14 protein-coding genes and 3 pseudogenes are annotated in these 18,409 nt (G+C 57.8%); 9 read left to right on the forward strand and 8 right to left on the reverse strand.

Annotated features, from left to right (window positions below):
* A partial coding sequence (gene purB, locus CAGGBEG34_RS05780) for an adenylosuccinate lyase (protein WP_042688203.1) occupies nucleotides 1-912 on the forward strand: 912 nt, incomplete at its 5' end.
* On the opposite strand, the gene CAGGBEG34_RS05785 is transcribed toward purB, so the two are convergent.
* Genes CAGGBEG34_RS05785 through CAGGBEG34_RS09670 form a run of 3 tightly spaced genes read right to left on the reverse strand, consistent with a single transcriptional unit; the run spans nucleotide 856 to nucleotide 4,468 of the window.
* A complete protein-coding gene (locus tag CAGGBEG34_RS05785; RefSeq protein ID WP_006682860.1) occupies nucleotides 856-1,659 on the reverse strand; it encodes a PqiC family protein in 804 nt (267 codons plus the stop codon). The two genes, purB and CAGGBEG34_RS05785, sit on opposite strands and share 57 nt — an antisense overlap.
* Nucleotides 1,656-3,296 (reverse strand): PqiB family protein, encoded by a 1,641-nt coding sequence (locus CAGGBEG34_RS05790; protein WP_006682861.1) that lies wholly within the window; start codon nucleotides 3,294-3,296, stop codon nucleotides 1,656-1,658. The genes CAGGBEG34_RS05785 and CAGGBEG34_RS05790 overlap by 4 nt, the downstream gene beginning before the upstream one ends.
* On the reverse strand, nucleotides 3,293-4,468 hold the full coding sequence (locus tag CAGGBEG34_RS09670) for a paraquat-inducible protein A (RefSeq protein WP_006682862.1): 1,176 nt from the start codon (nucleotides 4,466-4,468) through the stop codon (nucleotides 3,293-3,295). The genes CAGGBEG34_RS05790 and CAGGBEG34_RS09670 overlap by 4 nt, the downstream gene beginning before the upstream one ends.
* Before the next feature lie 12 nt (nucleotides 4,469-4,480).
* On the opposite strand from CAGGBEG34_RS09670, the gene CAGGBEG34_RS05800 reads away from it, so the two are divergent.
* Nucleotides 4,481-5,581 carry a hypothetical protein gene (locus CAGGBEG34_RS05800; RefSeq protein ID WP_042688204.1) on the forward strand — a complete coding sequence of 367 codons (1,101 nt, stop codon included), beginning with the start codon at nucleotides 4,481-4,483 and terminating at the stop codon, nucleotides 5,579-5,581.
* Nucleotides 5,582-5,852: 271 nt separating this feature from the next.
* A pseudogene (locus tag CAGGBEG34_RS10185) lies at nucleotides 5,853-6,038 on the forward strand (aquaporin); the annotation flags it as partial.
* Here CAGGBEG34_RS10185 and lysS read toward each other — a convergent pair.
* Nucleotides 5,965-7,504 (reverse strand): annotated as a pseudogene (gene lysS / locus CAGGBEG34_RS05805) (lysine--tRNA ligase). The pseudogenes CAGGBEG34_RS10185 and lysS overlap by 74 nt on opposite strands.
* A 1,535-nt stretch (nucleotides 7,505-9,039) precedes the next feature.
* Nucleotides 9,040-11,292 carry a type II secretion system secretin GspD gene (gene gspD / locus CAGGBEG34_RS05815; protein WP_006682865.1) on the reverse strand — a complete coding sequence of 751 codons (2,253 nt, stop codon included), beginning with the start codon at nucleotides 11,290-11,292 and terminating at the stop codon, nucleotides 9,040-9,042.
* 66 nt (nucleotides 11,293-11,358) lie between these two features.
* On the opposite strand from gspD, the gene CAGGBEG34_RS05820 reads away from it, so the two are divergent.
* The 4 genes and pseudogenes from CAGGBEG34_RS05820 to CAGGBEG34_RS10190 form a co-directional block, all read left to right on the forward strand.
* A complete protein-coding gene (locus tag CAGGBEG34_RS05820) occupies nucleotides 11,359-11,799 on the forward strand; it encodes a lytic transglycosylase domain-containing protein (protein WP_006682866.1) in 441 nt (146 codons plus the stop codon).
* Between the two features lie 183 nt (nucleotides 11,800-11,982).
* Nucleotides 11,983-14,574, forward strand: coding sequence for an ATP-dependent chaperone ClpB (clpB, locus tag CAGGBEG34_RS05825; RefSeq protein ID WP_006682867.1), 2,592 nt, complete (start codon nucleotides 11,983-11,985; stop codon nucleotides 14,572-14,574).
* Nucleotides 14,556-15,506, forward strand: coding sequence for a hydroxymethylbilane synthase (hemC, locus tag CAGGBEG34_RS05830; RefSeq protein ID WP_042688205.1), 951 nt, complete (start codon nucleotides 14,556-14,558; stop codon nucleotides 15,504-15,506). Before clpB ends, hemC begins: the two co-directional genes overlap by 19 nt.
* Nucleotides 15,507-15,694: 188 nt before the next feature.
* Nucleotides 15,695-15,880, forward strand: a pseudogene (locus CAGGBEG34_RS10190) (transposase); the annotation flags it as partial.
* A gap of 347 nt (nucleotides 15,881-16,227) precedes the next feature.
* Here the strand turns inward: CAGGBEG34_RS10190 and CAGGBEG34_RS05840 are convergent.
* Entirely contained in the window at nucleotides 16,228-17,043 is an 816-nt protein-coding gene (locus tag CAGGBEG34_RS05840) for a 16S rRNA (uracil(1498)-N(3))-methyltransferase (RefSeq protein WP_042688207.1), read from the reverse strand.
* Nucleotides 17,044-17,111: 68 nt separating this feature from the next.
* On the opposite strand from CAGGBEG34_RS05840, the gene CAGGBEG34_RS05845 reads away from it, so the two are divergent.
* Nucleotides 17,112-17,453 (forward strand): hypothetical protein, encoded by a 342-nt coding sequence (locus tag CAGGBEG34_RS05845; protein WP_006682870.1) that lies wholly within the window; start codon nucleotides 17,112-17,114, stop codon nucleotides 17,451-17,453.
* Between the two features lie 44 nt (nucleotides 17,454-17,497).
* Entirely contained in the window at nucleotides 17,498-17,737 is a 240-nt protein-coding gene (locus tag CAGGBEG34_RS05850) for a hypothetical protein (protein ID WP_158641814.1), read from the forward strand.
* Here CAGGBEG34_RS05850 and CAGGBEG34_RS05855 read toward each other — a convergent pair.
* Both CAGGBEG34_RS05855 and CAGGBEG34_RS05860 read right to left on the reverse strand, forming a co-directional pair.
* Complete coding sequence (locus CAGGBEG34_RS05855; RefSeq protein WP_006682871.1) at nucleotides 17,705-17,974, reverse strand: HPr family phosphocarrier protein; 270 nt, start codon at nucleotides 17,972-17,974, stop codon at nucleotides 17,705-17,707. The genes CAGGBEG34_RS05850 and CAGGBEG34_RS05855 overlap by 33 nt on opposite strands.
* A 20-nt stretch (nucleotides 17,975-17,994) precedes the next feature.
* Nucleotides 17,995-18,387, reverse strand: coding sequence for a PTS sugar transporter subunit IIA (locus CAGGBEG34_RS05860; protein ID WP_006682872.1), 393 nt, complete (start codon nucleotides 18,385-18,387; stop codon nucleotides 17,995-17,997).
* Nucleotides 18,388-18,409: the final 22 nt, after the last annotated feature.

An 18,409-nucleotide genomic window follows, 5' to 3' on the forward strand; every position in this document is an offset into this window, starting at 1 on the left:
CTGCGCGCGCTTGCGCATCTGCATGCGGCGCAACCGATGCTGGCGCGCACGCATGGACAGCCGGCGAGTCCAACAACGCTGGGCAAGGAATTCGCCAATGTCGCGGCGCGGCTGGCGCGCGCGATTGAGCGCGTGCGCACGGCAAAGCTGCTCGGCAAGATGAATGGCGCCACCGGCAATTACAACGCGCACTACAGCGCCTATCCCGACTTTGACTGGCCGGCATTTGCGCGCACGGTGGTTGAACGGCTTGGACTGATCTTTAATCCCTATACCACCCAGATTGAACCGCATGACGCGATGGCCGAACTGTTCGACGCGCTCGCGCGCGTCAACACGATCCTGATCGATCTGAACCGCGATCTGTGGGGTTATATCTCGCTCGGCTACTTCAGGCAGAAAATGGCGGCGGGCGAGGTCGGCTCATCGACGATGCCGCATAAAGTCAACCCAATTGATTTTGAGAATTCGGAAGGCAATCTCAGGCTTTCCAACGCGCTGTTGAGACATTTGGCGGATACATTGCCCATTTCGCGCTGGCAGCGCGATTTAACGGATTCGACCGCGCTGCGCAATATCGGGGTTGCATTTGGCCATGCGCTGCTTGCCTATGAGGCCTGTCTGCGCGGTTTGACCAAGCTCGAGGTCAATCCGCAGCGTCTGTTGGCCGATCTGGACACCTGTTGGGAAGTGATCGCTGAAGCAGTGCAGACGGTGATGCGGCGCTACGGCGCGCCTGAACCGTATGAACAATTAAAAGCCTTGACGCGCGGACGCGCGATGACGCGCGCCGCCTTGCACGAGTTTATCCGCGCGCTGCCGGCGCCGGCGGCGGCCAAAACGCAGTTGCTCGCGTTAACGCCCGCCGGGTATACCGGGAAGGCTTCCGGGCTGGCAAAGGCCATCAGATGATTTCCAGAAGTCATTGCGCGCCGCGTCCAGTGCGCGAATCGCCGTTGCGATCTGATCTGCAATTCGTCCAATCGCGCGCCGATGTCCCTGACTGATTGAGTGCAAATCAGACGCGGTGGATTCACGCGCGAACGCGCGGCATGTGAGCGCTGCACGCGCATTCTTCCGGTTTTCATCCATGCGCCGCACACTCCAGATGGCGTCTATTTCCGCCTGAGCGGCAGCCGGCGCATCGAGCCTGGATTCAAAGCGCCGCACATCGAACGTAATCCGGTATACCGCCCGGCTGAACGCATGAGGCATACGCGAAACATCGAGCGTATGCAGCCGGTCTGTGAGTTCTTCCGACAAAGCCGCGCGGATTTGATCGTCCAGCGGCGCCAGCCAGCGATGCTGCTCTTTGATCTTGGCCTCCCCGGAACGGTCAGTGATGACGAACTGGGCGCGCGCCACAATGGCTGGAATCTCGACGTCCGCAACCTCAATATAGAACGGCGTTTGAGTTGCCAGAGCGCGCTGCGTATCCGCAGGCGTTTCTATACCATTCCGGCTGAGCGTATAAAAATGTGCGCGCGGTGAAGTCGCGCAGCCGTGAATGCTGAAGGCAAGCAGGGCGGCTGCAGGATATAGCCAAGCGACTTTAATTTGAGACAAGGAAGCAGCCGCGAAGACAGTATGAGTAATACGGCGAGCGGCGATGACGCCGTATCGAACTAAAGTCGCTTGGCTATACAACAGGCGTTTCATGGCTGATCCTCTACTTTGCCGCGCAGCAACGCTTCCGGGTGCCGTTCAAGATACTCGGCCAGACCGCTGAGCGAACGCAGCGCGCGGGTCAGCGCAGTCAATGCGCGCCGCAGGTCGGTCTGTACCGGCGCGTCCTGTTGCAGCATAAGGCTCGCTGCGTCAAAAGTTTGTTGGGCAGCCCGCAAGGTATCTTTAGCCTGTGGCGCAAGTTGTGAATTCAAATCTTTAAATAAACGGTTGGCGTTTTCCAATACATCATTCAGATTCGCGCCAATTTTGTCAAAGGGCACGCGGTCGATTCTGCGTGCAATATCTGCCATTTGCTGCTGCAACTGGTCAAGCGTATTCGGCATCGTCGGCAATTCGGGCAGCGCGCGCGCAAGATCAAACCGGGTGGGCGCGGCGTTCGGAAAGAGGTCGAGCGCGACATATAACTGACCAGTAAGCAGATTGCCGGAGCGCAATTGCGCGCGCAGGCCATTTTTGACCAGTGTAGCGAGCAATTGCGCGCGTTGTTGCAGCGCGGGCACAGGTTGCTTTTTGTGCAGGCGCGTCCTCAGCCGGCTTGGATAGATTTTGATCATGACCGGCATCCGCACGGTTTTTCGGCCAGGCGCATAGTCGATGCCGATTGATTCCACTTCGCCAAGCGCGATACCGCGAAAATCGACGGGCGCGCCGCGCGCCAGGCCGCGCAGCGATTGATCGAAATTCAGAAGGATGCGCAGCGGCGGCCCATCGGGCGCGCGCATCGCTTCTGCTTTATCCGCAGCCAGATAAAAGCGCGCATTGTTCGGCGCCGCCCGCCCGCGCGTCTGGCCGGGCGGCGCTTCAAACGCAATTCCGCCAAGCGCAATGGTCACGAGCGATTGGGTATTGAGCTTCAGGCCGCTGGCGTCCAACCGCAAATCCACCCCGCTTGCGTGCCAGAAGCGCGTATTCATGCCGACGTACTGATCGTAGGGCGCATCGATAAAAATGCGCACCATCACGCCCGCGCCCTCAGGATCGAACTCGATCGCCACCACTCGCCCCACCGATAAATTGCGGTAATACACGGGCACGCCGATATCAAGCGAGCCGGCCTGATCGCTGTGCAGCACGAAAGGATGGCCTTTTTGATCGCCGGTCACGGCGGGCGGCGTTTCAAGTCCGAAAAAATCCCTCTGCGCTTGCGCTGAGCGTCCCGGATCCACGCCAATATAGGCGCCGGACAGGAGCGTATTGAGCCCTGTGACGCCGCTCGCGGCCACGCGCGGACGTACGATCCAGAAGCGCGCGTCTTTGACGGCAAAGCGCTGCGCCGGCCTGCTCAGCTCCACTTTGACGCGGACATGCGATAAGTCTTCGCTCAGCGTCATCGTTTTGACCTCGCCAATATTGACGTTTTTGTATTTGACTTTGGTTTTGCCCGCTTCGATGCCTTCAGCCGTTTTAAATTGAATCGTAATCGCGGGGCCGCGCTCGAGCAGCGCGCGGACAACAAGCGCTAATCCGAGCAATGCCGCCAGCGCTGGAACCAGCCACACCAGCGACGGCGTCCAGCGCGCGCGCTTCTGGAGCACAGGGGCTGGAATCGTGTTTGACGCTGCGCCAGGGCGTGTCTGGCGCGCTTGAGGCGTTTTGGGCTCCGTCATGAGGACGCTGTTGAGTCAGGTTCGGGGGAATCCGCTGATCTCCAGATCAGCCGCGGGTCAAACTGCATCGAAGCGAGCATCGTTAGAATCACCACCGCGCCGAATGCGAGCGCGCCAGAACCCGCGCTCATCTCGATCAATGTCCCAAAACGCATCAGCGCAACGGTCAGCATCACGACAAAGACATCGAGCATTGACCAGCGGCCAATGCGTTCAATGAGCCGGTACAGTCGCGCGCGCGCGCGTTGCCCCCCGCGCATGCCGCGCTGCGCGGTGAAAGCGAGCAGCGCGAGCGCGGCCAGTTTAAGCAGCGGCACGACGACGCTGGCGACAAAAATAATGATGGCAATCGCCCATGAGCCGGAATTCCAGAAAAACACAATCCCGCTGATAATCGTATCGTCCTGAACGCCGAGCAGTGAGCGGGTATGCATGACTGGCAACAGATTGGCGGGAATATACAGAATGGCGGCGGCGAGCAGCAGCGCCCAGGTGCGACCAATGCTATTGGTCTTGCGCGGAAAAGAGGAACCGTCAGAGGCGGCGGAATGCCATAAATGGCGCGGCTCGAACGCGCTTAAACACGCGAGCAAAATCGATAATGCAATAAATGCAAATAAGGCGGGGCCGAGCGTCAAGTCCGCCGCGCGCGACAGTTTCACGAGCGTAATCAAAGTACCCAGCATAAACACTTCGATCATACCCCACGGCCGCGCCGCCTGAATCAGACGGATCACCGCTTTCACGCCAGGCGCGCGGCGGCCTATCGCCAGCGGCGCGAGCACATAAATCAGCGCCCCCAGTTCAATCGCGGGAAATAGGACGGTTGAGCCAAACATCATCGCGGCAACCAGATACATTTTTTCCCGCCAGAGCTGACCAATGGCGCCGAGCAGCGTGGCCTGGCTGCTCATGCCGCTGGTCTGAAGTTCGACAATCGGAAAACTATTGGCGATGATCAACAGAATCGCACTCGTCAATGCGAGCGCGAGCAAGACATCTATTCTGCCCGTTGCGCGCCGGAAGAGCACCGCGCCGCAGCGCGCGCAGTGGGCAAGCGCATATTCTCCCAACGGGATTTTGCGGTGCAGCGCAGCGCATTCATGACAGGCGATATATTCATCGGGTTCCGTGTCTGGCAACGCATGATATGTGGTCTTGAAGTCTGCCATACAATTTTTACCATGCCTGCGTTCAATACCCTGCATTTATTATTACCTTTTTCATTGCCTGCGCGCGCAATGATGGATGCGCCCGTGACACACGGGCAATGGCCCGCATTTTCTGCCTTCATTGCGCGCGCCCGGCAGGTTGAACACGTGCGCGAACTGGCGTTTGCCCGCGCATTGCCGCATCAGCGCTGGCTCGCCCGCTATTTTGGCGCGCTGAAAGATCAGCGCCGTGATGCAGCGCCCCTTGCGCCGTATATGCAGCTTGCAGATTGTATCGAGGCGGGCATGCCCGCTCCGCAAGCGATGGAGAATATGGATGGAGCAGTCTGGGGCTGTATCGAGCCGGTGCATGTACGGATTGCGCATGATCATCTGGTGCTGACGGAGCCGGCTCAACTTGCGCTCTCGGCACACGAAGCCGCTCAATTGCTGAACGCGGCGCGCCCTGTTGCAGCTGCACTGGGCATTGCGCTTGTGGCGCCAACGCCGTTGCGCTGGTATGTGCGCGACCCTCTACTGACAACTCTGAATTGCGCATCGCCGCAGGCGGCTGCCGGACGCAATATCGAGATTTGGCTGCCCGCCCGTTCAGACACCGGCGGGCGCTCGCTCGCCTGGATGAAATTGCAAAATGAGGTGCAAATGGCGTGGTTTGAGCATCCCGTCAACCGCGCGCGCGAAACGCGCGGCGCGCCGCCCGTCAATTCAATCTGGCTGCACGGCTGCGGTGGCCTGCAATCGGTTGAGCGTTCTTTCTCGCATCTCTATAGCCATCAAATTGCCACGCGCGGCCTGGGATTTGCGGCGCGCGCTGAGGTCAAACCATTGCCCGAAAGCTTCGATGTCTTGTCTACCCAGCGCGCGACAATTTTTGCTGAACTGGATACGCTGACTCCAGCTTTTACCGCGCGCGACTGGCCGGCCTGGCGCGCCGCATTGGCCGATCTGGAACGCCGCTGGTTTGCGCCCGCCTGCGCGGCGCTGCACGGCGGCGCATTACGCAGATTGACGCTTACGCTCAGCGGTGAGGCGAGCGCCCTCACCCTGACCGCAACCCGCGCCGATCTATACAAATTCTGGCGGCGGACTTTGTTTGGGTCGTTACTGGCATAAGGCGCTCACCATGCAACGGTATGGCTTAGGGGGCAGATGACTTTTCGCGTAAGCGCACACGCAAACAAGTCTTTCCAGAGGAGAGGAATGGGGGGTGCCGTGGGGTGTTTTGCAGCAGTGGTTCGGTCTGCCGGATGCGGCGATGGAAGAAACGCTGCACATTTAAAAACCGGTTAGAGATTAGCCCACAGGAGAGAAAAATGTCTTTGATCAAACGTGCAGTTGCAGAATTGGTTGGAACATTCTGGCTTGTATTGGGCGGGGGCGCACGGTAACGAATGCTTCAGTGAATCCGGCCAGAAGTACTGGACCAGCACTGATGGCAGGCGGGTGGGCATTATCCCAATTGTGGTTATTCTGGGTTGCGCCGATCATCGGGGCGGTCATTGGAAGTGCTTCGTACCGTTGGCTGGCCGAAGAAAACAATCCTCGCGCCGTACATGCGGAAACAGAATAACATCGCGGATGCTGGCGCAATCGGTCAGCAACATCACCAGCCGGTCGATGCCAATGCCGCAACCGCCCGCGGGCGGCATGCCGTACTCTAGCGCGCGAATATAATCGGCGTCAAAGTGCATTGCTTCATCATCGCCGGCCTCTTTCTGTTCCGCCTGTTTTCTGAAGCGCGCCGCTTGATCGATGGGATCATTTAATTCAGAAAAAGCCGTTTGCCGTTTCACGTCCAGCGATAAACAGTTCAAAACGCTCGGCAATCTCAGGCCGCGTATCGGAAGCGCGCGCCAGCGGCGAGACTTCCAGCGGATAATCGACGATATAAGTGGGTGCCCAACATTTGGATTCAGCCCTTTCTTCAAAGAGCGCCAGTTGCAGCGCGCCGATGCCGGCGTTTTTAAACGCGGGGGCGTGAATATCCATGCCTAATTCTCTGAGTTCAATACGTAGAAATTCCACTTCATCCAGCGGCGCATCGCAATAGGCGGGCACTTGTTCACGGATCGCCTGAGTGAGGGTCCAGCGGCGAAACGGTCGTTCGAGATCGAGCGCGCGTCCCTGGTACTGGATGCGTGCAGTTCCCAGCGCGTCGATGGCCGTCTGGCGGATCAATTGCTCGGTGAAATCCATCATCCAGCGGTAATTGGTATAGGCGGCGTAGAACTCCAGCATCGTGAATTCCGGGTTGTGCCGCGCCGATACGCCTTCATTGCGGAAATTCCGGTTGATTTCAAAAACGCGCTCAAAACCGCCCACCAGCAGCCGTTTCAAATACAGCTCGGGCGCGATGCGCAAGAACATTGGCATCTCGAGCGCGTGATGATGCGTGGCAAAGGGCCGCGCCGCCGCGCCGCCCGGAATCGGGTGCAACATCGGCGTTTCGACTTCGATAAAGCGCGCCTGTTCCATTTGACGCCGGATCGACGAGATCGCTTTGGCGCGCGCCAGCGCTGTTACACGCGCAGCGGGCCTCATCATCAGATCGACATAGCGCTGCCGGGCGCGCAGCTCTGGGTCAGCCAGTCCGTGAAACTTGTCTGGCAAGGGCCTTAATGCTTTTACCAGAATGCGCAACTCGGTGCAGCGAACCGATAATTCACCCTTATTGGTACGGAACAGCGTGCCGCGCGCAGCGACGATATCGCCGAGATCCCATTTTTTAAAAACTTCATACGCCGTTTCGCCGACATCGTTGAGCGCGATATAGAGCTGAATCTGCGCGTGCGTGTCCTGAACCGTTGCAAAACTGGCTTTGCCCATTACGCGCTTGAGCATGATCCGTCCGGCGAGCGCAACGCTCAGCGCGCGCGCATCGAGCCCTTCCTGATCAAAATGCCCGTATTCCGCATGCAGATCGGCAGCGTGATGTGTAGGATGAAAATCGTTCGGCCAGGCGGGACCGCTGGCGCATAATGTATTGAGTTTCTCGCGCCGCTCTTTAATCAGGGCGGAGGTATCCGCTGCATTCATGGATAGTATAAATCTCCTAGAGCGCTCTAAGAACCTGTTCACGATCTTACTGCGCGCCCGTGAGCCTGCGTCGGGCGGTGCTCGGAATCCTCACATATATCAATATGCTCTGGTTCCTGCGCTCCGTCCTCCTTGGCTGACAGGCGCTCGTGACAGATCGTGAACAGGTTCTAAACGCGCTGTTTCAAACTCTCAACAATAAATAGATCAATATCCCCGTCGAGCACCGCGCGTGTATTGCTGGTTTCAACGCCCGTGCGCAAATCTTTGACGCGGCTTTGATCAAGCACATACGAACGGATTTGACGGCCCCAGCCGACATCGGTTTTGCTGGCCTCAAGCGTGGCCTGTTCAGACTGGCGTTTGCGAAGTTCGGCTTCATATAGACGCGCCCTCAGCATGGCCATCGCTTCGGCGCGATTGCGGTGCTGCGAACGGTCATTCTGACATTGCACAACGATGCCGCTTGGCAAGTGCGTCATCCGGATCGCCGAATCGGTCTTGTTGACATGCTGCCCGCCTGCGCCGGAGGCGCGAAAAGTATCAATGCGCAAATCAGCGGGATTGATCTCGATGCTGATTGCATCGTCAACTTCGGGATAGACAAATACTGATGCAAACGACGTATGCCGGCTGCCGCCCGAATCGAAGGGCGATTTACGCACCAGGCGATGGATGCCCGTTTCAGTGCGCAGCGTGCCGTATGCATATTCGCCTTCCACCTTGATCGTGGCGCGCTTGATACCCGCCACCTCGCCTGCCGTTTCCTCAAGCAGAGCCGTCTGAAACCCTTTGCGCTCACAATAGCGTAGATACAGTCTAAGCAGCATTGCCGCCCAGTCGCACGCTTCGGTGCCGCCCGCACCCGCCTGAAAATCGATAAAACAATGATTGGGATCGGCGGGTTGATCGAACATACGGCGGAATTCGATTTCTGCGATGCGCATATCCAGCGCCCTCGCTTCTGCGGCGCTGGATGTCAGCATGGCTTCATCGGCGTCCGCGCGCGCCAGATCGAACAGTTCACGCGCATCGCGGGTATCCGCATCCAGCGCAGTCAGCGTAAGGACCGTGTTTTCCAGCCCCTTTTTTTCTTTGCCAAGCGCCTGTGCGCGTTCCGAACTATTCCAGACGTTCGGGTCCTCCAGTTCTGTGTTGAGCGCCTCTAAACGCGCTGCCTTGGCGTCAACGTCAAAGTAACCTCCATAACGCATCAACGCGCTGGCGTACCTCTTGCAGCAAAGCATCGACCGTATTGAGTTGTTCAGCTTCCATTCAGGTAAATCCATTCAAAACAAAAGTTCATATTGTAAGTGCGGGATGCGCTATTTGCAGCTCTTTTCTGTTTGTCCCAGGCCGTTGATCTTAAATGAAGAAGCGCACAACGGACAAAAAATATCCAGACAAAATATTTTCAGATGAGCGGATAGACCCATTGCCCGCTCAAGTACAGAAATCACCGCAACGGTAATGGGAACAGGTCATTCCTTTCTTCTTCTATCCGCCTGAAGGTTTCTTGGGAGTCGTAACAGGTTCTAAGGCTGGCCAAGCGGTAAGCCCGCAGGCCAGCCATCGGGGGCGGGGACGCGCTCGAACGGTTGGGCGTTGTTTACAGGCGGAGAAGAGGGCAGAGAGGGGAAATGCTCTAGCATTGCAGGGTTGCGCGTTTGCGGCGCCAGCGTCGGGTCCGGCGCGCCGTCTTCAGGCGTTGAGGACGGCGGCGCCTTTGGCATCACCGGCGTATCCTGGTCGCGCAGAATCCGGTTGCCGCTTTCAAACTCATATGTGCGCACGCGCATCCTGTCGTAGCGGTCCAGCGAAATGCGCTGTGCCGCATGCGCATCGCGCAAAATCATCGGGCGCAAAAAGACCATGAGATTGGTTTTCGCGCGATTTTTATGTTCATAACGGAACAGGCCGCCAATGACCGGTATGTCGCCAAGCCAGGGCACCTTTGTATGACTGTCCTTATATGCGTCCTGCAATAAGCCGCCGAGTACGACGATCTGACCATCATCAGCCAGGAGGGTGCTCTGAATAAAGCGTTTGTTCAGGATCACGCCGCTTGGAGAGTCTGGGCTGGAGATATTTGAATCTTCCTGGTAAATCTTGAGCTGGATGACGCCGCCCTCAGTGATCTGCGGTTTGATATTGAGCACAATGCCCACATCCTTGCGGTCAAAAGTCTGGAACGGCGTGCCGGATGTGCCGCCGCCCTGTTGCGCGTATGAACCCACCAGAATCGGGACATTCTGGCCGACCAGCATCTTCGCCGTCTCATTATCCAGCGTCACCATCGTCGGCGTCGAGAGCACATTGGCGCTGCCCAGAGCGCTGAGCGCCTGTAGCAGCCCCCCTAATCCAAATAATTTCCCGAAATTGCGCAAATAACCAATATTTAAGCCTGGAGCGGGCGGCGTGAGTCCGCTTGGGTTGCCTTGCGCCAGTTGATTCAATCCTTGTGAAAGACCGATGATATTCGTCCCTGGCGTCTCGCCCAGATTGGTTCCTGCATAGACATTGTCCCGTCCAAGCAAAAATTGCCACTGAATGCCAAAGCGCGCAATATCGGAAGATGAAATTTCGACGATCAGGGATTCGATATAGATTTGCGCGCGCCGCTGATCCAGTTGATCAATCACCCGACGCAGATTCCGGTAGACCGGATCGGGGGCCGTGATGACAAGCGAATTCGTCGCGGGGTCGGCCTGAATCACGCCGCCGGGCGCGGCATCCATGCTCGCGTCCTTGCTCTCCCCCGCCAATCCAGCCAGCCCGGCCAGCTTGGCGAGTCCATCCGGGCCGCCAGACAGGCCGTCTTTCTGCGCGCCCGTTGGCAGCGGCGGCAGGGCCAGTATGCCCGGTTTACCGCCCTCTTCCCCGGATGTGGCCAACGCTGCGCCTGTACCGCTGCCTTTGCCTAGCACGCCGCGCAGGGTCTTGGCGAGCTGCACCGCACTGGCGTGCCGCAATGAGACCACGTGGATATTGCCTGGCTCGCGCGTTGGCGTATCCAGTTTCGCGATCAGTTTTTTCGCCGCTTGGAGCCGCGCCGCGCTTGACGCGCGCAACAATACCGCGTTGGTGCGCGGGTCTGCCTGCACCGATATTCTCAGATTCGCATCCGCGTTACCGATCGCGCCCGGATCGAGAATTCTCTGCAATTGCCCGGCCACATCAATCGCATTCGCATTTTCAACCGGCACCACTTCAACCTGCTGGCTCGCGGCGGTATCGATACTGGCGATAATCGCGGCAATGCGACGCAGATTGTCCGCGTAATCGGTAATCACAATTGTATTGCTGGCCGGATAGGCGGTGATCGGGTTATTGGGCGCCACCAGCGGGCGCAGGATGGGTATTAAAGTATTTGCCGATTCATGGCGGAGCCGGAAAACCTGTGTGATGATCTGGTCGCCGCGCGCTCTCGGCATATTGCCCACAACCACCGGCGCGCCTTGCGTTTTGGCGTCGGCTTCAGGGACCACTTTCCATATCCCGTACTCGTTGACCAGCGCAAAGCCTTGCATGCGCAACGCGGATTGCAGCGTCTTGAGCGCCTGCGCTTCAGGGACCGGTTCGTCCGCCACAAGATTCAATTCCCCTTTGACGCGCGGATCGACAATGATGGTTTTGCCGGTTGCGGCGCCAATCGCCTTGGCGACCTGATCGACCGGCGCCTTTACAAAATTCAGGGTGACAGGCGCGGCGAATGCAGAAACAGATACGGCGCCTGACCCTAACCATAGGATAAATAGCGCGCTGCGCAGAGTTTGGGCTAAGGTCATGAATTCGGGTTCACTGAAAAATGCGCTCGCGTGGGCAAAAACATTCATTCCCTTTGGAAAACGAAAATGCTTAAACCCCTTCTCCACCTGTCCGCCGGCATTCTGATGATCTGGACGATGCCGCTTGCGTGCGCGGACTGTTTTGAGGATGCAGCGCGCTATCAAAGCGTTAACCCGCAGATTTTACGCGCGATTGCCTGGCTCGAATCGCGCAATCGCGCGGACGCGGTGCACAAAAATAACAACGGTTCCACCGATTACGGATTGATGCAGATCAACTCAGTCCATCTTGCCGCACTTTCGCGTTACGGCATTGTCCCAGAAATGCTGATGCATCCGTGCGTGAGTATCTATATTGCCGCCTGGCATCTGCGCCAGAAGATGAACCGCCACGGCAATACCTGGCAAGCGGTTGGCGCTTATCATTCAGAAAAGCCTGAACGTCGCCACTGGTACGCGCGGCAGATCATTCAAATCCTCAGAAAACAGAGTATGTCCAAAGAGTAGAGAACCTCTGCAGGAGTGTTGCACAGCCGCGCTGGCAAGGCGCGCCTTTGCTGCCAGTACAGCGAGTACGGCAAGGAGGCGCAACGCCGCTAGTGTGGCTGTGCAACACTCCTGTTCCGTTGAAAAGCCTGGCTTTGCCCTCAATTGGATGAGAACTTCGTTGTCCGATAAAAAAACGTCGCTATGAGAATCGATACCTTAACCACCCAGTTCCAGAACGCGCTTGCCGATGCGCAAAGCATTGCGGTCAGGCGCGATCATCCCTATATCGAAGCGGCGCATGTGCTGAGCGCGCTGCTCGCGACGCCAGACAGCGCGGCGCGCGCGCTACTGGCGCGTTCGGGCGTACAAATCCCGACATTGCAACGCGCACTCAATGAAGCGCTCGACCGCATCTCAACGGTGCGCGGCGGCGACGGTCATGTGCAGATGGGGCGTGAACTGGGCGGACTGTTGAATCAGGCCGAAAAGGAAGCGCACAAAGCCGGCGACCGTTATATCGCCAGCGAAATGTTTCTGCTAGCACTTGCTGATGATAAAGGCGCAACCGGTCAGTTGCTGCGTCAGCACGGCTTGACGCGCGCCGCGCTTGAGGCGGCCATTCAGGATGTGCGCGGCGGCGAGCCGGTGCGCAGCCAGGATGCGGAGAATCAGCGCGAAGCGTTGAAAAAATATACCGTCGATCTGACTGGACGCGCGCGCGCGGACAAACTCGATCCGGTGATTGGTCGCGATGATGAAATCCGGCGCTCGATTCAGATTCTGCAGCGCCGCACCAAAAATAACCCGGTGCTGATCGGCGCGCCGGGCGTTGGTAAAACGGCGATTGTCGAAGGGCTGGCGCAGCGCATTGTCAACGGTGAAGTACCGGAGACGCTGAAAAACAAGCGCGTGCTCGCGCTGGATATGGCGGCGCTTCTGGCCGGCGCGAAATACCGCGGCGAATTCGAGGAGCGCCTGAAAGCGGTGCTGAACGATATCGCGAAAGACAAGGGGCAAACCATCGTCTTTATCGACGAGCTGCATACGATGGTTGGCGCGGGCAAAGCGGAAGGCGCAATCGACGCGGGCAATATGCTCAAGCCCGCGCTTGCGCGCGGCGAATTGCACTGCATCGGCGCGACGACGCTCGACGAATACCGCAAATATATTGAGAAAGACGCCGCGCTTGAGCGGCGTTTCCAGAAAGTGCTGGTCAAAGAGCCATCGGTCGAAGCGACGATTGCGATTTTGCGCGGCTTGCAGGAAAAGTACGAAGTCCATCATGGCGTTGAAATTACCGATCCGGCAATTGTTGCGGCTGCCGAGCTTTCACAGCGCTATATCACTGACCGGTTTTTGCCCGACAAAGCGATTGATTTGATCGACGAAGCCGCGGCGTGCATCAAAATGGAGATCGACTCAAAGCCGGAGGCGATGGACCGGCTCGAACGCCGGTTGATTCAATTGAAGATCGAGCGCGAGGCGGTCAAAAAAGAAAAAGACGAGGCATCGCAAAAGCGGCTGCAATTGATCGAAGAAGAAATTCAGCGGCTCGATAAAGAATATGCGGATCTGGAAGAAATCTGGACCGCTGAAAAATCGGCTGCGCAAGGCAGCGCGCAGTTGAAAGAAGACATCGACCGCGCGCGCGCTGAAATCGCGCGGCTGCAGCGCGAGGGCAAACTCGACAAGGTCGCCGAGCTGCAATACGGAAAGCTGCCTGAACTTGAAGCGCAGCTAAAGCGCGTCGCGCAGGCGGAAGCGGGCCGCACAGCGCAGCCTGAAGCGCGAGCGCGCCTGTTGCGCACGCAGGTCGGCGCGGAAGAGATCGCCGAAGTCATTTCGCGCGCAACGGGTATTCCGGTCGCACGAATGATGCAGGGCGAACGCGAGAAGTTGATGCAGATCGAGGCAAAACTGCACGAGCGCGTCGTTGCGCAGGACGAAGCCATCGACGCGGTCGCCAATGCGATTCGCCGCTCGCGCGCCGGCCTGGCCGACCCGAACCGTCCGTATGGCTCCTTTCTGTTCCTTGGCCCGACGGGCGTCGGAAAAACGGAGCTATGCAAGGCGCTCGCCGCCTTTCTGTTCGGAGATGAGACGCATCTGATTCGCATCGACATGAGCGAATTCGGCGAAAAGCATAGCGTAGCAAGGCTGATTGGCGCGCCGCCCGGCTACGTCGGCTATGAAGAAGGCGGTTATCTGACGGAAACAGTGCGCCGCACGCCCTATAGCGTAATTCTGCTGGACGAGATTGAAAAAGCGCATGCGGAGATTTTCAACGTATTGCTGCAAGTGCTTGATGATGGCCGGATGACCGATGGACAGGGGCGCACGGTCGATTTTAAGAACACGGTGATCGTGATGACCTCGAACCTCGGCGCTCATTTAATCCAGTCGATGATTGGCGAGCCGCGCGATGCAATGCGGGAAGCGGTATGGAATGAAGTCAGACAAAGCTTCAAGCCGGAGTTTTTAAACCGGATTGATGAAGTGGTCGTTTTCGATGCACTTGACCGCTCAAATATTGAATCGATCGCCCGCATTCAACTGGGACGGCTCGCTGAGCGTTTAAGCAAGCTCGATATGCAGCTCGACATTTCGGATGCCGCGCTTGCGCAGATCGGCAGCATCGGCTATGACCCGTCATTTGGCGCGCGGCCGCTCAAACGCGCAATTCAAAGAGAAATCGAAAACCCCTTATCCAAAGCAATCCTGTCGGGGCGTTTAGGACCGAAAGACCGGATACGCGTGGATTACCGGGAAGGGAAATGGACGTTTGGCCACTGAAAAATGCTTTAGTCATTGCGTCGCGCAAAAGCCCCTTAGCATTACGGCAAGCGGAAGAGGTACGCGCCGCGCTCCAAAAACTCTATCCGCAGTCAGAGATTTCCATTCTCGGCATCACCACGCGCGGAGATCAATGGCTAGATCAGCCTCTTTCAAAGATCGGAGGCAAGGGTCTGTTCATCAAGGAACTTGAACAGGCGCTCGCCGACGGCCGCGCCGATCTGGCTGTACATTCGCTCAAGGATATGCCCGCCGTTCTGCCGGCTGGCTTTAAGCTGGCGGCCATCCCAGAGCGCGCCGACCCGCGCGACGCTTTTGTCTGTCACCGCTACCTTTCTCTGGATACATTGCCCGCCGGCAGCGTTGTCGGAACATCGAGCCTGCGGCGCGCCGCGATGGTGCGCGCACATTATCCGCGCCTGAATGTGCAGCCGCTGCGCGGCAATCTCGATACCCGTTTGCGCGCGCTTGACGCAGGCGCCTGTACAGCGATGATTCTCGCTGCCGCCGGGTTAATCCGGCTGGGGCTTGAACAGCGCATCCGTGCGCTGCTTGCGCCGGAACTCAGTCTGCCTGCCGCCAGCCAAGGCGCGCTCGGCATTGAAATCCGGGAAGATCGTCCGGAAATCGCGGACTGGCTCGCGCCGCTCAATCACCTCAAAACTGCGCTCGCCGTGTACGCCGAACGGACGGTAGCGCGCGCGCTCGGCGGCAATTGCGCAATTCCGCTTGCGGCCTTTGCGGAGTGGATAGAAGGGATCCTGTTGCTGCGCGCCTGCATCGCACAGCCGGACGGCGCGCGCTTTCTGCGCGCCCGTGCATGCGCAGCGCCAAATACGCTTGCAGAAGCGGAAACGCTTGGATACACGGTTGCGGATGATCTGGCCAGGCAAGGCGCGCAGGAGATGGTACGCGCATTCTCCGAACAATAGAGCATTTTTCAGCGGCTTGCCCTGTGTCGCTGCTCCGCCCGCATCGATCCCCAGCTCACGCCGCTGACCGCAATGACGCACTCCAGACTTTTGAACGCTGTGCCAGCAATTTGCAGGAGGCGCTGTCCTGGCAGAGGGGCGCTATAAAGGCAACCTTTTGCACAGGCTGTGAAAAGCTTTTGGGGGCACAGGTACAGATCGCCAAACGCAGCGACACAGACCTTCACTGTTATGCCGAAGCGATGGGTGGTTGAGCGCTCCTTCGCCTGGTAGACAAATGTCGACGCCTTTGCAAAAACTGCGAACGCAAACTGAACGCCTGCTTGCAATTTGTTCATTTGGCTTTTCTTGTCCTACCCATCAAAAGATCGTGAACAGGCTCTAAAGGCGTCAGCATAGAACTTGCCACGGTCAGATACAAGCCGCGCTTGCTATAATTGCGCTGCCATACGGCAGCAGCGGAGGCGTGATTATGCAGGCATTGGCCGCGAAATTTCGTACTATTGCACGTTGCTCGCTGGTAAGCGCGGCGCATACATTTCCAGTTGCTTTCGCAGGCAGCACGGTTCCACTGGTGAATATTTTTGGATGATCAAAAAAACCGGCCTGCCCATATTCCCCGCCTTTTACATCCTATCTTCGGGTGTTTGCCGCTGTCTGCGGTATGGAGACTAAAACCGATTGAGTCATGATTGTATTGGTCACAGGCGCTTCCAGCGGATTAGGCGCCGCCACTGCAAGGATTTTTGCGGGCGCTGGGCTGGTGCCACCCTTTCCAGCGCGCTGCAAGCGCGGCCAACATCGCCAATCCCGCGGTTTCTGTACGCAAAATGCGCGGGCCTAAATGGATCGCAATGAATCCGCGCTTTATGGCTGCCTGCTCTTCTGCATCATCGAGTCCGCTTTCCGGGCCAACCAGAATAGTGACCGGGTCCGCCGGCGAGGTTAAAGGCAATGATTCGAAACCGCAAGACGCAGCGGGCGAGAGTAGAAAACGGGTCGATACACAGGGATTGGATGCTGTTGCATCAGGCGGCGTTAATGTATCCAGCCACGCCAGGAACACCATCGGCGGCGCAATCTCCGGCACGCGATACCGGCCGCACTGCCGGCATGCTGCACTGGAAATCGCTTGCCAGTGCGCGCGTCGCCGCGCAGCGCGCGCATCCGCCAGTTGCACCACGCTGCGCGCTGTCATCAGCGGCACAATGCATTCAACGCCCAGTTCAACCGCTTTTTCAATCAACCAATCCATTTTGCCGCCGCCAGCGATTGCCTGCGCGAACGTTATCCAGTATGGAAGCTCGGCGGCGCGTCCCGCCTGCGAATCGTAAGCGGTGATTTCGACCTGAATCTGTTTTTTATCCATTGCGCGCACGGTTGCGCTGAACGCGCCGCCCGCGCCGTTGAACAGAGAAAGGGAATCGCCCACTTTCAAACGCAATACGCGCATGTGTTGCGCAGCCGCATCCGGCAATGCAATCCATGCGCCGACGGTTAACGATTGTGGTAAATAGAAACGGGGAATCAATGCCATTGGCTCTGCTTGACGAAACACTGGTGCGTTCCAAGATGTAACAAATGACACACTGATGGGAGGTCATGATGAAAAGCCACATCATACAGCTCGTACTTCGGAGGTTGCGGGCGAATGCGCTGGGGATGGTCTCCGTTTTTTTAATGTTCCCTAATGTATTCGCTGGGCCCGTAAAGACGGGTTATCTGGAAGGAGGCGCAGGCGCGCCGCCCGAGGCCATCAGCGGGGTGTGCTTTGCTTCGCCTGCCGCGACCGGCTTTACTGACCGTAATGGCGCTTTTCAATACGCGGAAGACGTTCCAGTCCAATTTTCAATCGGCAATGTAGAGTTAGGCGTTGTCCGCGGCGCGCCAGAGATCAGTCCCTTCTTTGCCCGTTACCCGCCTCGGGTGTATAGACGTTTTAATTAAGCGGACCACTTGCAAATACGGGCAATATTGGTCATAGCGGCATCATGCGGAGCAAGCTTTCAAAACGGGCGGCGGCCCGCCGAAAGTGCTTGAGCCTGTGGCATGTGGATGAGCGCGCATCGCTGTACTGCCGATCAACGCTTCTTCCCGATCTGCATCTTGATTCTCCAGGCCTGCTCAATCGCCTGGGTAAATTCCGCGTCGCTGCTGTCCGCGCGCTTGCACCCGAACTGTTTGTCATGCTCTGGGTTCTAATGGCCTTCGCCGAACTTATCTGCAATTAAAGCCAATATGGCCTGCATCGCTTCCGCTTCATCGGCGCCGTCCGTTTCGATCTGCAGGATACTTCCCATGCCGGCTGCGAGCAGCATCACGCCCATGATGCTTTTTGCATTAACGCGGCGGCCATTGCGCGTGAGCCAGATACCGCACTGATAACGGGCGGCCAATTGAGTCAGTTTCGCCGCCGCGCGTGCATGCAGGCCGAGTTTATTCACGATCATTGCTTCTTGTTGCAGCATAAGGGTGGCTTAAAAATGCTCTAAGTGGACGATTGAATCTGCTGAATGCCGTCGATGCCCCCGGCGAACGCTTTATCGACCAGCGAATCCAACGGTTCGGCGCGGTAGTTGACTACGCGCGCCAGCATAGGCAGATTCACGCCTGCCAGCGCACACACCCGCGGCATGGCGGCCAGTTGCGCTGCAATATTGGACGGCGTTGCGCCAAACAGATCGGTTAATACCAGCGCGCCGCTGGTATCGGTCAAATGGAGCAATTCTGCCCGCGCAATTTCAAGCCACTGGCCCATTTCATGCGCTGGGGTGATGTCCAGCGCGCCAATGCGCGCAGGCAGTGCACCATAAATATGGGCCAGACACGCTGCAAGCGCACTGGCAAGCGGGGCGTGCGCGATGATGAATATTGCAGCCATATTTAGAAGCCGTTCTTCATCT

The organism is Candidatus Glomeribacter gigasporarum BEG34 (assembly GCF_000227585.1).
Taxonomy (GTDB): Bacteria; Pseudomonadota; Gammaproteobacteria; order Burkholderiales; family Burkholderiaceae; genus Glomeribacter; species Glomeribacter gigasporarum_B.